The organism is Steroidobacter sp. (genome assembly GCF_036402275.1).
In the GTDB taxonomy this organism is placed as follows: Bacteria; Pseudomonadota; Gammaproteobacteria; order Steroidobacterales; family Steroidobacteraceae; genus Steroidobacter.
The window spans coordinates 15481-29130 of the sequence record NZ_DASWTF010000019.1; the positions used below are offsets into that span (position 1 = coordinate 15481).

At 60.3% G+C, this 13650-nt stretch carries 12 protein-coding genes and 2 pseudogenes; 11 read left to right on the forward strand and 3 right to left on the reverse strand.

What is annotated here, in order from left to right:
* The first annotated feature begins 3 nt into the window (after positions 1-3).
* Entirely contained in the window at positions 4-882 is an 879-nt protein-coding gene (locus VGD45_RS10485; protein WP_331155244.1) for an AraC family transcriptional regulator, read from the forward strand.
* 297 nt (positions 883-1179) lie between these two features.
* Positions 1180-1920 (forward strand): SDR family NAD(P)-dependent oxidoreductase, encoded by a 741-nt coding sequence (locus VGD45_RS10490; protein ID WP_331155245.1) that lies wholly within the window; start codon positions 1180-1182, stop codon positions 1918-1920.
* 123 nt (positions 1921-2043) lie between these two features.
* Here the strand turns inward: VGD45_RS10490 and VGD45_RS34335 are convergent, their stop codons facing one another.
* The gene (locus VGD45_RS34335; RefSeq protein WP_414717572.1) at positions 2044-2334 is read right to left on the reverse strand and encodes a helix-turn-helix domain-containing protein; all 291 of its coding nucleotides are present in this window, start codon (positions 2332-2334) and stop codon (positions 2044-2046) included.
* 33 nt (positions 2335-2367) lie between these two features.
* Here VGD45_RS34335 and VGD45_RS34340 point away from each other — a divergent pair.
* Both VGD45_RS34340 and VGD45_RS34090 read left to right on the forward strand, forming a co-directional pair.
* Positions 2368-2526: pseudogene (locus tag VGD45_RS34340) on the forward strand (amidohydrolase family protein); the annotation flags it as partial.
* Positions 2527-2675: 149 nt separating this feature from the next.
* Positions 2676-3298: pseudogene (locus tag VGD45_RS34090) on the forward strand (pyridoxamine 5'-phosphate oxidase family protein).
* A 108-nt stretch (positions 3299-3406) separates the two neighbouring features.
* Here the strand turns inward: VGD45_RS34090 and VGD45_RS10505 are convergent.
* Positions 3407-4030, reverse strand: a complete 624-nt coding sequence (locus VGD45_RS10505; protein WP_331155248.1) for a TetR/AcrR family transcriptional regulator — start codon at positions 4028-4030, stop codon at positions 3407-3409.
* Between the two features lie 475 nt (positions 4031-4505).
* Here VGD45_RS10505 and VGD45_RS10510 point away from each other — a divergent pair, with 475 nt between their 5' ends.
* The 6 genes from VGD45_RS10510 to VGD45_RS10535 all read left to right on the forward strand — a co-directional run bounded on the left by VGD45_RS10510 (position 4506) and on the right by VGD45_RS10535 (position 11152).
* Positions 4506-5750, forward strand: a complete 1245-nt coding sequence (locus tag VGD45_RS10510; RefSeq protein ID WP_331155249.1) for a sarcosine oxidase subunit beta family protein — start codon at positions 4506-4508, stop codon at positions 5748-5750.
* Complete coding sequence (locus tag VGD45_RS10515) at positions 5750-6091, forward strand: sarcosine oxidase subunit delta (RefSeq protein ID WP_331155250.1); 342 nt, start codon at positions 5750-5752, stop codon at positions 6089-6091. The genes VGD45_RS10510 and VGD45_RS10515 overlap by 1 nt, the downstream gene beginning before the upstream one ends.
* The gene (locus tag VGD45_RS10520; RefSeq protein WP_331155251.1) at positions 6088-9066 is read left to right on the forward strand and encodes a sarcosine oxidase subunit alpha family protein; all 2979 of its coding nucleotides are present in this window, start codon (positions 6088-6090) and stop codon (positions 9064-9066) included. Before VGD45_RS10515 ends, VGD45_RS10520 begins: the two co-directional genes overlap by 4 nt.
* A complete protein-coding gene (locus VGD45_RS10525) occupies positions 9059-9571 on the forward strand; it encodes a hypothetical protein (RefSeq protein ID WP_331155252.1) in 513 nt (170 codons plus the stop codon). The genes VGD45_RS10520 and VGD45_RS10525 overlap by 8 nt, the downstream gene beginning before the upstream one ends.
* Positions 9553-10404, forward strand: a complete 852-nt coding sequence (purU, locus tag VGD45_RS10530; RefSeq protein ID WP_331155253.1) for a formyltetrahydrofolate deformylase — start codon at positions 9553-9555, stop codon at positions 10402-10404. The genes VGD45_RS10525 and purU overlap by 19 nt, the downstream gene beginning before the upstream one ends.
* Positions 10405-10588: 184 nt before the next feature.
* Entirely contained in the window at positions 10589-11152 is a 564-nt protein-coding gene (locus VGD45_RS10535) for an RNA polymerase sigma factor (RefSeq protein ID WP_331155254.1), read from the forward strand.
* 23 nt (positions 11153-11175) lie between these two features.
* Here the strand turns inward: VGD45_RS10535 and folD are convergent, their stop codons facing one another.
* A complete protein-coding gene (gene folD, locus VGD45_RS10540) occupies positions 11176-12045 on the reverse strand; it encodes a bifunctional methylenetetrahydrofolate dehydrogenase/methenyltetrahydrofolate cyclohydrolase FolD (protein WP_331155255.1) in 870 nt (289 codons plus the stop codon).
* Positions 12046-12193: 148 nt separating this feature from the next.
* Between folD and VGD45_RS10545 the strand changes: the two genes are divergently transcribed.
* Positions 12194-13552 carry a DUF3422 domain-containing protein gene (locus VGD45_RS10545; protein WP_331155256.1) on the forward strand — a complete coding sequence of 453 codons (1359 nt, stop codon included), beginning with the start codon at positions 12194-12196 and terminating at the stop codon, positions 13550-13552.
* Positions 13553-13650: the final 98 nt, after the last annotated feature.

A 13650-nucleotide genomic window follows, 5' to 3' on the forward strand; every position in this document is an offset into this window, starting at 1 on the left:
CACGTGAATGCGAACATCGGAAGCCGGGACTCGTTGCCGGAGAACATGCTCGATGTTTCGGTCGCCAGCCGGGCTTGGAACGGCTTGAGCCTCGCTGTCAGCAAATTCCTTTGTGCCGGACGTGTCGTTCATCGGTTGAGCAATGATACCGATCCGAAACTCAGCGTGGTCCTCGAGAACATTGGCGATGTCGAGCCGCGGCTGCGCGAAGATCAGCCGTGTCCTGTCGGCTACGTCCCCAAGCACATGGTGTACATCCCTGCCGGCATGGAGGTGTGGGGCTACGGTGGCGATGTGCGCTATGTGAAGGACGCGATGTTGACCTTCGACATCGCAGACATGAGCGAGCGAATGGCGACAAACTTCGACGCCACGATCGTCGCTACGCCCAGGTTGCGATTCGCGGAGGACAACGTCTGGACCCTGGTCAAGCTGCTTGCCGACGCGGTCGATGATCCGGATCCATCGACGCAACTGTATGGCGATGGCTTGGCGACAGCGATAGCGGCAAGGCTCTTCTCTCGCCCGGTGGAGCAGGCCAACGATGCAAAGGGCCTGGCCGCATGGCAACTCCGTCGTGTCATCGAGTACCTCGATGCGCATCTGCCTGACCCTGTCCCACTGGCTGATCTGGCCGTTGTCTCGGGGCTCTCGCAATGGCACTTCAGTCGGGCGTTCAAAGCCTCGACCGGCGTGGCGCCTTACCGCTGGCAATTGGAGGCACGCACTCGGCGTGCACAGAATTTGTTGCTCCATACTCATGCGTCGTTGGAGCAGGTTGCGGAAGCGACCGGATTCGCCGACGCGGTCCATTTCGGACGAACCTTTCGGAAGATCGTCGGCACGACGCCGGCCGCGTGGCGGAAAGCTCACAAAGTTTGACCGTCACCCGTAGCCATTTCCGACTGGAGATCGCAGGAATCGACAGTGCCTTCCCCCAGGCGGCACAGCATAGTTGCCCACCGATACCGGGATGGATATTGCCAACTTCGAGGACGGCCGCATTCAAGCGCTGACCGTCTTTGTCGATCAGGCCGGCAACTAAGCCGACCTCACACTGAAGGAAGTAGATCGAGGCTTCAGCTCTCGCATTCAGGCCCCCAGCGCAGTCCGTCGAGGGCCATTCTCGACGCGAACCACATAGGTATTTGAACCAAACATTGCGGAAAGGACAAACGTATGATCGATTTGAATGGGAAGCGTGCATTGGTAACTGGGGGATCGCGGGGCATAGGAGCCGCGATCGCGCTGGCACTGGCAGAGAACGGGGCTGACGTCGCACTCACTTACCAGCACTCGACCGAGAAAGCCGAGGCGCTGGCCAAGTCAATCGAGAAAACGGGGCGTCGCGCAGTTGCCATCCAAGCCGACAGCGCCGACCCGGAGGCTATCTCGCGCGCCGTGAGCCAAGCCGTCTCGACCCTCGGGGGGCTCGATATCCTCGTCAACAGCGCAGCGATTGGTCACACCGGAATCATCGCGGACCTCGACCTGCACGACTATCAGGCCGTGATGGACGTCAATGTGCGAGCACCAGTGCTGTTTGCGAAGGCAGTTATCCCACATCTCGCGCGAGAGGGACGCATCATCACGATCGGTTCGGCCCTGGGGGAGCGGGTGCCATTCCCGGGCATAACGCTTTATGCAATGTCTAAGGCGGCGCTGACCTCGTTCACGCGCGGTCTTTCGCGCGAACTCGGCCCGAGCGGCATCACTGTAAATCTTGTGCAACCCGGCGCGACCAATACGGATGCAAATCCGGCGGATGGCGAGGCTGCCGATTTCCAGCGAAGCCTAACGTCTTTGGGACGCTACGCCGAGCCACGCGAAATCGCGAACGCTGTGGTCTTTCTTGCTAGTCCCGCCGCGAGCGTGATCACGGGCGCCACCTTGACCGTCGACGGGGGCGCGATCGCCTGAGCGAACGCGACGTTCGCGCGAAGGCCAATCGCCTGTTCCAGTTTGCATCGAGGCCCGGCCCGAATAGGGGCGGGCCGATGGCTAAGATGAGATGCGCTTCGAGATTCGCGTCACCGCAATCATTCATTGAACACCTACACGGCGGAGCGGAACTGGAAGCGCTCGTTCAGCCGCGCTTTTACTTCGAGCTGCTGCTCCAACACATCGATAATTCGGATCACAAAGCGCTGCTTCGTTTTGGATAGTCTCAGCAATCTTTCCGCGTGCCGCACGGCCTTGGGAGAGAGCCTTCGGTGGTGTCATCTCCATGAGGTCTTCCACAGAGACTCCAAATGTCTTGGCCAGCTTGGACAGGATGAGCACCGATACACGACGGTCGCCGAGCTCGTAGGCGAACACCGCTTGTTGTGACATTCCGATCGCGCGCCAGCGGTGCGGGCCATCGTGCGAGCGGGAATTCCCGTAGGCGCCGGAACAGACGCCACGCGTGTGAGCAGTTACAACCCGTGGCTTTCACTCTACTGGATGGTGACCGGCAAGACAGCTGGTGGCACACAGTTGCTGTCCGAGCGGCGCAGATTGAATCGGCGCGAAGCGCTGAGCCTGGCGGAGCCATTCGTCACATTTGCGCGCGAAGGGTTGCCGGATGTGAGTCCGGCATGGTCGCCAGTAGCAGTGTTCGGAGGATATCAAAGGTCCTCGCAGCAGAGTCAGTAGCTGTATCATCGGCCGGAATCGCACATCGGATAAGAGTCATGTCGTACGGATTTCTTGATATCGCCATCACGCCAAGCGTCCGCGCCGCACAGGCCGAGCTCGGCGCCGATCGCATCTGGCGGAACTTCAAGGGTCATCGGGAGTTCGATCGCTTCACCGAGAACGAGGTCGCATTCATTGCGGAGCGAGACAGCTTCTACATGGCGTCGGTGTCCGAGACTGGTTGGCCGTATGTTCAACACCGCGGTGGGCCGCCTGGCTTCCTCAAGGTGTTTGACGACAAGACCTGGCGTTCGCCGACTATCGAGGCAACCGTCAGTACATCTCCATCGGGAATCTCGCGGCGAACGACCGGGCATGCCTCTTTCTGATGGACTATCCCGGGCGCGCGCGCCTCAAGATCTACGCGCACGTGGAGAAATTGGCGCTTGACGCGGACCCGGCTCTGACTGAGTTGGTCACGGACGTCGCCTATAACGCAAAGATCGAGCGGATACTGCGGGTGCGGCTCGAGACCTTTGACTGGAACTGCTCGCAGCACATTACTCCGCGCTTCTCCGAACAGCAGGTCGCCGAAGCTGTTCGTCCGCTACGTGAGCGTCTTGCCCGACTGGAGTCGGAAAACGCGGCATTGCGTAACCAGATGCCCGTCCGTGAGTAAGGCTGCCAAAGACCGGAGGCGCTGACGACATCCGCGATTACGCGAACAAGACGGTCGTGGAGGGAGGCAGGTCCCCGCCTGCGCGTGCCGGCGTTGTGGAATATGGGGCTACTGATCCCGTCCGGTCAGGACCTTGTGATAATAGGGCAGTAGCTCGAGACGTTTCTTGCGGGACTCCTGGACACCCAGTGCATAGTAGCCCACCTGGTGGTAGTACATGATGCGCGCGCGAACGTGGGCTTCCTTACCCTGATACCCCATGTCCTTGAAGATCTGTTCCAGGATTGCGATCCGCCGCTGGTCGACTGCGGCGACCACGTTGCGCACGCTTTCGGACGTGCGAGCCCAATCCCGAACGGCGCCATCCCACTTCGGATCGTAGTCGCTCTCATGGATCCACAGTTCGACCAACCCCAGGTATTCCTCGATTCCATTGCGTCTCGGCTTTTGCAGGAGCTGTTCGAACAATGCGGTGCTGGTCTCCGCCCAGTACGAGGCGAGCTCGTCCAACAGCTCCTGACGACTGCTGAAGAACCAGTAGAAGCCTCCGCGGCTCGAGTTGAGGCGCTTGGCCAGCTTGTTGATCTCGACACCCGCCGTACCTTCCTCAATGAGGGCCTGCCTTGCCGCATCGAGCCAGGCTTGGCGCCCCAGAGGCTCGCGTTTGGGCGCAGGCGCCGCGGGCATGCGCGGTGCCGGGGATGAGGCCCGCTGCCGAGATTTCGTTTTCATGGCCGAATCGTAGCACCAAATGACCCGACAGCAGTGTATGGAGCCCTGTATGGGACCTGCTATGTGGTTGTTGTGGATTGGCGCCGGTCCTGCGTCTTCTAGTACCGGCGTACGGCATGCACCAAGTCATTCGGGCCGATGCGGTCTCGGTGATGCACGAGCCGACTGCGAGTACCTAGATCGACTGCGTTACCATGAACTCTCTCAGCCCATGTCATCGAATCCGATTCATCGCTCTGCGATTGCAATCGCCGCGTCGAACCTGCACGCGAGCCAGTGCGGATCTATTCAAAAGTAAATGTCACGTACCAATCCATACGGGATTGAGCGCCGAGCGCAGGCGCCACGTACATTGAGATACCTGCCCGGAGCTGAGAGATCGTGCCCGCGCCTCTTTCCCAACAAAGGTCTGCTGTGTGTCGTGCGTGTTGCTGCGTCTTAGTGCCGACCAGGTTCTAGAAGCAGCTGTTTGTCGATGAGTCACTATTCGTTTTTGTCTCTACTCTCCGGAGCGCTGGGCCGACACCGGCGCTGGAGTCAGGCGTGGCGCACTCCCACTCCCCGCAAGGCCTATGACGTGGTCATTGTAGGAGCCGGTGGCCAGGGCCTCGCGACCGCCTACTACCTGGCCAAGAAGCACGGCATCCGCAACGTTGCCGTCATCGACAAAGGCTGGCTGGGCGGGGGCAACACCGGGCGCAACACGCAGGTGACGCGCTCCAACTACTTCTGGCCGGAAAGCGCCGCGTTTTATGAGCATTCACTTAAGCTCTACGAGGGCTTGAGCCGTGAGCTCAACTTCAACGTGATGTTGAGTCAGCGCGGCATTCTGACGGTCGCGCACAGTCATCATGAACTCGAAAGCTTGCGTCGCTGGGCGAACGCGATCCAGGTGAATGGGATCGATTCGGAGCTGATGACGCCGGGGCAGATCAAGAAGCTCGTCCCCTTGATGGACCTCGAGGGGCGATTTCCCGTGCACGGCGGATTTATTCAGCGGCGCGGCGGCATCTCCAGGCATGATGCTGTTGCATGGGGCTACGCGCGTGCAGCCAATGCACTCGGTGTCGACATCATCCAGCAATGCGAGGTCATCGGCTTCCATCGGCAAAGTGGACGGGTCGTCGGGGTCGAAACCCCAAACGGCACCATCGGCGCGGGCAGCGTCGTTCTGTCGGTTGCGGGGCACTCGACGGTGCTGGCCGGTAAGCTTGGGCTGCGTTTGCCGATCAACAGCATGGCGCTGCAGGCCATGGTGAGCGAACCGATCAAGCCCTGCCTCGATACGGTCGTGCTTTCACCAACCGTGCACATGTATGTCAGCCAATCCGATCGCGGCGAGTTGGTGCTCGGCGGTGGAGCAGATGTCTACACCAGCTACGCGCAGCGCGGCGGTCTGCCTGCCTTTCAACACAATGTGACGGCGCTGCTCGAGCTGTTCCCGGCGTTTCGGCAATTGCGGTTGATGCGTCAGTGGGCCGGTATCGTCGACATCACTCCCGATACGACGCCAATCATGGGACGTACGCCAATCGAGGGGTTCTATATCAACTGCGGTTGGGGCACAGGAGGTTACAAAGCAATCCCGGCCGGCGGCGACACCATGGCGCATACGGTGGCGACCGGCCAGGCGCATCCGCTGATCGCGAAGTTCTGCCTGGAGCGGTTCGTGAGTGGAGCATTGATCGATGAAGGCGCCGCTGCAGGGGTGGCTCACTGATGCTGCAAATCCACTGCCCCTACTGCGGCATGCGCGATGAAGAGGAATATCGATTCGGAGGCGAGTCGCACGTCACCCGTCCCACGCTCGAGGCCAGTGATGTCGCCTGGGCGGACTACTTGTTCAATCGCATTAATCCGAAGGGGATTGCTTTCGAGCGCTGGCTGCATTCGTACGGCTGCGGCCGTTGGTTCAATGTGGCGCGCGACACGGTGACGCACGAGATCCTCGCGGTGTATCCGATGGGCGCGGCAAAACCTCAGTTGTCGAAGGTCGAGTCGGCGCAGACACGTGAGCCGGTTTCGCGAGCAATGCGTTCGGTCGGAGAAGGTTTGTCATGAGTAGCTCCGGAGCCTATCGGCTGGCGCAAGGCGGTCAGCTCGACCGTTCACGCTCGCTATCGTTCACCTTCAACGGCCGTCTTCTGAGCGGTCACGCTGGCGACACACTTGCCTCGGCACTGCTCGCCAACGGGATCAGTGTTGTCGCACGCAGCTTCAAGTATCACCGACCGCGCGGCATCTTTTCAGCAGGCTTCGAGGAGCCGAATGCGCTTTTACGCGTCGAGATCAACGGCGCGGCCGTGCCGCTCGTGCGTGCAACGATGCAGCCGCTGGTGGAAGGTATGGTCGTCACCAGCGAAAACTGTTTTCCGAGCGTTGACTTTGATCTCGCGCGCATCTTCGATCATGCGCACGCGTTGTTACCGGCTGGCTTCTATAACAAGACCTTCAAGTGGCCCGGCTGGCATACCTACGAGAGCGCGATTCGGCGTATGGCGGGCCTGGGCACTTTGCCCACGGGGGAGGACAAAACTGCATTCTTCCGACACAACCTGCGTTGCGATGTGCTCGTGGTGGGCGCGGGCATTGCAGGCCTCAGCGCGGCTTTGGAAGCGAGCCGTGCGGGCGCTCGCGTGACCTTGATCGAACAGGATGCTGAGCTCGGCGGCCGAGCGCTGTGCGAGCGAACTCCGATCGACGGTCGAAGTTCTCAAAGTTGGATTGGCGAAGTTGTGGGCGAGCTGAAGGCCTCGAGCCAGGTTACGATCCTGCGGCGAACCCTGGTCGCCGGGTACTACGATCACAACGTGCTCACCGCGCTCGATCTTTCGGACAACGAACATCCGACCGGACCGGTGCAGCGATTCTGGACGATCCGAGCAACCGAGGTGATCCTCGCCACGGGGGCGATCGAACAGCCGCTCATGTTTGCTCACAACGATCGCCCGGGCATCATGCTCGCTGGCGCCGTGCGAGCGTATCTGCATCGCTATGGGGTGGCTGCCGGTCGTCGGGCGGTGGTTGCGACCAATAATGACGATGCGTATCGCACGGCTTTCGACCTGCATGATGCGGGCGTCGAAGTCGCAGCGATCGTCGACGCGCGTGAGCGCGTGACGGCCGAAGTTGAGGAAGAGGCCAAGCGCCGCGGCCTCAAGGTTCTTCGCTCCTCGATGGTTGTAGACACGCGCGGTACAACTACCTTGCGCGCTGTCGCTGTCCATGCCATCTCTAGTGATGGTTTCCGGCTGAGGGACAACGGCGTTTGGATTTCTTGCGATACGCTCGCCGTTTCCTCCGGATGGAATCCGACGGTTCATCTGTATTCACAAGCGGGTGGTAGGGTGCGATATGACACTTCACTCGCCTGCATCGTTCCCGACAGTTGTCGTCAGCGCGTAAGGATTGTCGGCGCCGCGAATGCGGAGTTTGCTGCGCTGAGTGCCATTGCCAGCGGTGCTCGCGCCGGCCGTGAAGCCGCATGCTCACCTCGAGAAAGTCAACCCGTGCCACGCGGCGCCTCGAGCGAATACCGAACGGCAACAAACGGCATTCAACCTATTCGCCGAGCCCCACAAACTCGGAGCGCTCGCCAATGGGTGGATCTGCTTCACGATGTCACCGCGTCGGACATCGAGCTGGCCGCGCGCGAAAACTACGCCGCCGTTGAACACCTGAAACGCTATACGACCAATGGCATGGCGGTGGATCAGGGCAAGACCAGCAATCTGAATGCGTTGTCGGTGCTCTCCGAAGTGACGGGGCGTGACATTGGCGCCTTGGGTACGACGACCTACCGCCCTCAGTTCATGCCTGTGACGTTCGGAGCGATCAGCGGCGACGCCCGAGGCGACTTGTACGCGCCGCCACGTCACATGCCCGCGCACCAGTGGCACGTCACACATGCTGCGCAACTTGACGATTACGGCGGGTGGAAACGGCCTGCGTGCTACCTGCGTGCTGGCGAGAATCGCGATGTAGCGATCAATCGCGAGGTCAAGGCCGTTCGCTCCGCGCTCGGTCTCTTCGAAGGATCGCCGCTCGGCAAGATTGAAGTGCGTGGCCGGGATGCTGCCCGTTTCCTTCATCGCATCTACTTGAACAATGTCACCTCCTTGCAGCCCGGCAAGGTGCGCTATGGGTTGATGCTCAACGAGAACGGCATTGTCATCGACGATGGTGTATTCGCGTGTCTGTCGCCAGAGCACTATCTGGTGAGTACCACGAGCGGCAATGCCGAGCGAATCGCCGGTTGGCTCGATGAATGGCACCAATGTGAATGGCCGGAGCTCGATCTGGTGCTGATGCCAGTCACGAGCCAATGGGCGGTGCTCACGTTGGCGGGGGCGTCAGCGCGTGCGTTGTTACAACAGTTCCCTAGCGATATCGATTTCTCGGCTGCGGCGTTTCCACACATGAGCTTCCGCGAAGGCCGGATCGGTGGCAGGCGTGCTCGCGTGCAGCGTGTGAGTTTCACTGGCGAGCTGAGCTATGAGATCAGCGTTCCCGCTGATGAGGCCGAAGAGCTCTGGCAAGAGCTCATGCAGCGGGGCGCGCAGTTCGGCATCACCCCGATCGGCCTGGAGGCGTGGCTGATCCTGCGTCTGGAGAAGGGGTTCCTGCACGTTGGTTCGGATACGGATGGGACGACCAATCCGCTCGACCTCGGATTTGGTCCCATGATCCAAAAGAAGGTCGGTGATTTCGTCGGTCGCCGTTCGCTCATGCGCGCGCACGATCAAGCCACATCACGGCGACAGTTCGTAGGGTTGGAGGTGCTGACGACCGGCTCCTCGTTGGTGGCCGGGGCCCACATCATCACCAGTCCCGCGCCGATGAAGCGAAGCGAGGGGTTCGTCACGTCGGCGGGCTTCAGTCCGACCTTGGGCCGTTTCATCGGGCTCGGCCTATTAGAAGGTGGCCACGCCCGCATCGATGAGACGGTCACGGTCTTTGATGAGGGGCGCACGGTGCAAGCCCGTATCGTCAAGCCCGCCTTCTTCGATCCCTCCGGAGAGCGCATGAATGGCTAAGCATCTGGTTGAATTCGACGCCCATTCGCGGCGCGCCAAGGTTCGCTTGCGCACCGGCATGTCGGTGATTCAGGAAGCCACTCGCCGCGGGCTGCCAGGGCCGCTGGAGGCAAAGACGACGGGAGAGATGACGGCGCTGTGGCTGGGCCCGGATCAGTGGTTGCTGCTGAGTGATCATCTCTCTGCGGAGAAGTTGATCGCGATGTGCGCGACCGAATTCGCTGGTCTGAGCCATCACGCCGTGGATGTTTCCGCGGGCCTCAGCTGCGCCACGGTGGACGGCGAGAGGGCGCCGACACTGCTGTCGATGGGGGCCAGCATCGACTGGTCTGCGCAGTGCATACGCGCCCGGTTTGCCGCTGTTCCTGTGGTGGCCCATCGCCACGCGAATACTTCGTTCGATCTCTACTACGACCGAAGCCTGCGAGAGTACCTCAGGCAGTGGATGTGCCATTCGCTCCGCGATCCTTTATTGACCGAAACATCATGCCGCAGTTCACGCTAACCATGTCTTGTCCCGATCGCACGGGAATCGTCGCCGCCATATCCAATTTCATCGCCGAGCGTTCGGGTTCGATTATCGAAGCGGCACACTTCGTCGATGCGCTCTCGCAACGTTCGTTCATGCGCACGACGTTCATGGGGGACGAGTTGCCCCCGTTGGCAACGCTTCGTCGCGAGTTCGAGATTACCGCCGATCGATATTCCATGGATTGGGGACTGTACGACGCCGAACGTCGTTGTAAGGTGTTGGTGGCGGTGTCGAAGCAAGGGCACTGTCTGAACAGTTTGCTGCATCGCTGGAGCAACGCAACGTTGCCGATCGATATTGTCGGCGTGCTCTCCAATCACGAGACCCACCGAAGGCTCACTGAATGGTACGGCCTGCCTTTCCATCACTATCCCATGGAGCCTGGCCGGAAGGCCGAACAGGAGGGACGCATTCTCGCTCTGTTCGAGTCGAGCGGCGCGGAGCTGCTCGTGCTTGCTCGATATATGCAGATCCTCTCCGACGACATGTGCCGGAGGCTCGCCGGCCGATGCATCAACATCCATCACTCCTTCCTGCCGGGCTTCAAGGGCGCGAAGCCTTACCACCAGGCATACGAACGTGGCGTGAAAATCATCGGTGCTACCGCTCACTACGCAACAGCCGATCTGGATGAAGGGCCAATCATCGAGCAGAACGTCCAGCGTGTGGATCACAGCCAGCAGCCCGATGATCTGTTGGAAATAGGGCATGACATCGAAGCGATCGTGCTGAACAACGCCGTGCGCTGGCATGCCGAGCACCGCATCTTCATCACGGGCAATCGCACCGTCGTTTTGCGCTCGTGATTCCAGGCTGAGCGGCACAAGCCGATCCCCGGCCGCACACGGCGATTATTGCCTGGCAGCGCCGGGCTCTAAACACTTCTGTACGGGACGGATGGACCTGTTGTATGCTCGAACGAACATACAGATATGTATGTGGTCGAGGCGCCAGCATCCGCCCGACAAAAGTGGGTTGGGGAACACATTTATGGCAGTAGCAGTCGACAGAATGCGCGAGCTGCAACACTCGGCAGGCGGCGTTGCAAACCAGCGAATGGCAGACGTGTTCCGAGGCTTGCAGGCGCCACTGCGAGCGTTCCTGGTGCAGCAGTGCCGCTCGAGGGATGACGCAGAGGATCTTGTGCAGGAGATTTTCTTGCGTCTGTGGCGCAAAGGCGCGCCGCTAGAGATTCGCAGTTTCAAAGCGTTTGCGTTCAAGATGGCTTGGAACCTGGTCAAGGATCGCAGCCGTCGGGCGCATACCCGCATGATTAGCAGCACGGTGCGGCCCGAGGAATTGCAGTTCTCCGACATGGGCGAGGGAGAGCCCTCGGGTATGGTGGAATCGATTCAGATGCTCGGCCTCGTTGCCGAGACGCTGGCGAAGCTTCGGCCCAGTACCCGCGAGGCGTTCTTGTTGTATCGAATGGAAGAGAGTCCGCGTACCGAGATTGCCGCGCAGATGGGGATTTCAGTCAGCATGGTCGAGAAGCACGTGAGTCAAGCCACGGCGGCTTTGCGCAATGCTGGCGTCCAGTGTCCAGTGCGTTGAGGCAGGATCGTTGATTCCGAGAATCAGCTGCTTAGTGCCTTGCCCGTCAGGGCACGAGCGGCGACTAAGGTATTGTGTAGGAGCATGGTAATCGTCATGGGGCCGACGCCTCCCGGCACCGGAGTAATGTGCGAGGCCCTTTGGCGAACTGCGTCGAAGTCGACATCGCCGACGATGCGGCCGTCTGGCAATCGATTGATGCCCACATCGATCACGACGGCGCCGGTCTTGACCATCGGCCCGAGAATGAGACCCGGGCGGCCAGCGGCGACCACCAGAATATCGGCAAGAATCGTAAATTGAGCGAGATCGCGTGTTTTTGCGTGGCAGATGCAAACAGTGGCATCACGTTGCATCAGCATCAAGGCAGTCGGCTTGCCCACAATGTTGCTGGCGCCGACCACGACCACATTTTGTCCAGCAATGGGTATCTGTTCCGCTTCCAGCAGTTTCTGGACTCCGTAGGGCGTGCACGGCGAGAACACAGTTGAGCCCACGACCAAGCCGCCGACGTTGTACATGTGAAAACCATCCACATCTTTGTCGACGGAGATTCGTTCGAGTACAGCGCGTACTGGCAGGTGCGGAGGCAGCGGTAATTGCACCAGGATACCGTGGACCGTCGAATCCTCATTGGCCGCGTCGATGACTTCGAGCAGTTCCGGCAGCGTCACCGACGAGGATAGTTCGATAGTGACCGATTCGATGCCGACGTCACGGCAAGCCCTAGCTTTATTTGAGACGTACAGGCGCGAGGCTGGATCGCTGCCGACCAGAATGACTTTGAGCTTTGGCCGATGGCCCGTTTGCGCGACGAAGTCGGAAATCTGAGCGGACAGATCAGCTCGCAGTTGCCTGGCGTGCTTGACCCCATCGATGATTTTCGCGCTCAAGACCGGCTCTAAGTGGCCATACAGTAGTGTATAGAATAGCCAATGCAAACGAATCCGCAAGCCGGACAGCGCAGTTTCCGTGCTGACTCGCGTTGTGGATGAGCTCGGATGCTGCGTCTTTATCCGGGTTCCTCGGCACATCGTTCGCATGTCCTCTTTCGCATCGTCCAGAATTGAGTCCGAGAAGCTCGCCAGCGCTCCGGTCGTCGACCGGCTGGCGCTCGAGCCTGTTAGCGATTTGCTGTCGCGCCGGGAACATCCGCTGCGGCGTGCGCTCATCGAGGAGTTGCACGTACGGCGATTTCCATCGTTCTCCGCGCCCACGCGCATCACTCAACTTGTCATGTATGAGGGAGACGACATCGCTGCGCGAAGTCGTCAGTGCGCAGAAGCATTGTGCGCGCGTTATGGCGCAACATCGCCTCCGAAGGGGCGCTACTTCTCGGTGCGACTTCGTGATATCGACTTTGTGTGGGAATCGCATACGGAGTTCACTACGTGGAGCTTCATCAAGTCTGGAGAGTTCGAGCATCCGTTCGAGCGGCCCGTCCTATACGAGTTGCCGCATGACTGGATCGAGTCGCTACCCGGGCAGACGATTCGGGCCACGCAGGTTGCCGTTGTGGGGCGCGCGACGCGATTGTCCTCTGAACAACTGCAGACGTTCTTCAATATGGAAGAGGCAGTGTGTTGCGATGTGCTCGGTTGGCGCGCGCGAATCTGGTCGAACTTTCGCGTCCATCGCGATGGCTTTGGTCGACTGCTGATCCACGATCGTGCCTGCGCCAGTGCCGGTGACACTGCGCGCCTGGTTCAGCGACTGCAGGAGCTCGGCAACTACCGGAACATGGCGCTGCTGGCGCTGCCGGTGGCGCAATCGCTTTCACCTGAATTGTCGAAGATGGAAACGAAGCTTGCATCTCTGACTCGCGAGATAGCGCAGGGCTGTGCCGATGATGAACAGTTGTTCCACGAGCTGTCGCGCTTGTCCGCTGAGCTCGCGCGCTTGATTGAGGACACTCGCTATCGAATGAGCGCGACGCGCGCCTACGCGCAGTTGGTGGGCGATCGGTTACGCGACCTCCGTCCTCGCGCAGTGCCTGGATACCAAACGCTCACGGACTTTACCGAGCGTCGCTTGACGCCGGCGGTTCGAACCTGCGAGTCGTTCGAACAGCGGCTGGAGGATCTGTCGCAGCGAGCGGCCTTCAGCAGCTCTTTGATTCGTACCCGGATAGAAACGACGCTGGCCAAGCAGAGCCGGGATCTATTGGTCTCCATGAATCAACGGACCACGCTGCAGCTTCGGCTACAGCAGACCGTCGAAGGGCTCTCGGTGCTTGCGATCAGCTATTACGCCATCGGCATCCTCGGCTATGTCAGCAAGGCGCTCGCACACGTGGTCTTGGTGGATGTGAATCTCGTGCTCGGCATTGTGGCGCCGATGGTGGTAGCGGCGGTCTGGGTGGGCATTCGAGCGGTACGCAGATCCTGGGATCCGAGCTGATCGGCGACACTCCCGAGTGCCCGCCATACCTCGACTACATCGGTCTGAAATCGGCTCCGATGTCTCATTCCTATTGGACAGGTGAGGCCCAGAATATG

Coding starts and splice junctions, on each gene's coding strand:
- VGD45_RS10490 (WP_331155245.1), top strand. CDS start 1,180: ATGATCGATTTGAATGGGAAGCGTGCATTGGTAACTGGGGGATCGCGG.
- VGD45_RS34335 (WP_414717572.1), bottom strand. CDS start 2,334: ATGTCACAACAAGCGGTGTTCGCCTACGAGCTCGGCGACCGTCGTGTA.
- VGD45_RS10505 (WP_331155248.1), bottom strand. CDS start 4,030: ATGAAAACGAAATCTCGGCAGCGGGCCTCATCCCCGGCACCGCGCATG.
- VGD45_RS10510 (WP_331155249.1), top strand. CDS start 4,506: ATGAGTCACTATTCGTTTTTGTCTCTACTCTCCGGAGCGCTGGGCCGA.
- VGD45_RS10515 (WP_331155250.1), top strand. CDS start 5,750: ATGCTGCAAATCCACTGCCCCTACTGCGGCATGCGCGATGAAGAGGAA.
- VGD45_RS10520 (WP_331155251.1), top strand. CDS start 6,088: ATGAGTAGCTCCGGAGCCTATCGGCTGGCGCAAGGCGGTCAGCTCGAC.
- VGD45_RS10525 (WP_331155252.1), top strand. CDS start 9,059: ATGGCTAAGCATCTGGTTGAATTCGACGCCCATTCGCGGCGCGCCAAG.
- purU (WP_331155253.1), top strand. CDS start 9,553: ATGCCGCAGTTCACGCTAACCATGTCTTGTCCCGATCGCACGGGAATC.
- VGD45_RS10535 (WP_331155254.1), top strand. CDS start 10,589: ATGGCAGTAGCAGTCGACAGAATGCGCGAGCTGCAACACTCGGCAGGC.
- VGD45_RS10545 (WP_331155256.1), top strand. CDS start 12,194: ATGTCCTCTTTCGCATCGTCCAGAATTGAGTCCGAGAAGCTCGCCAGC.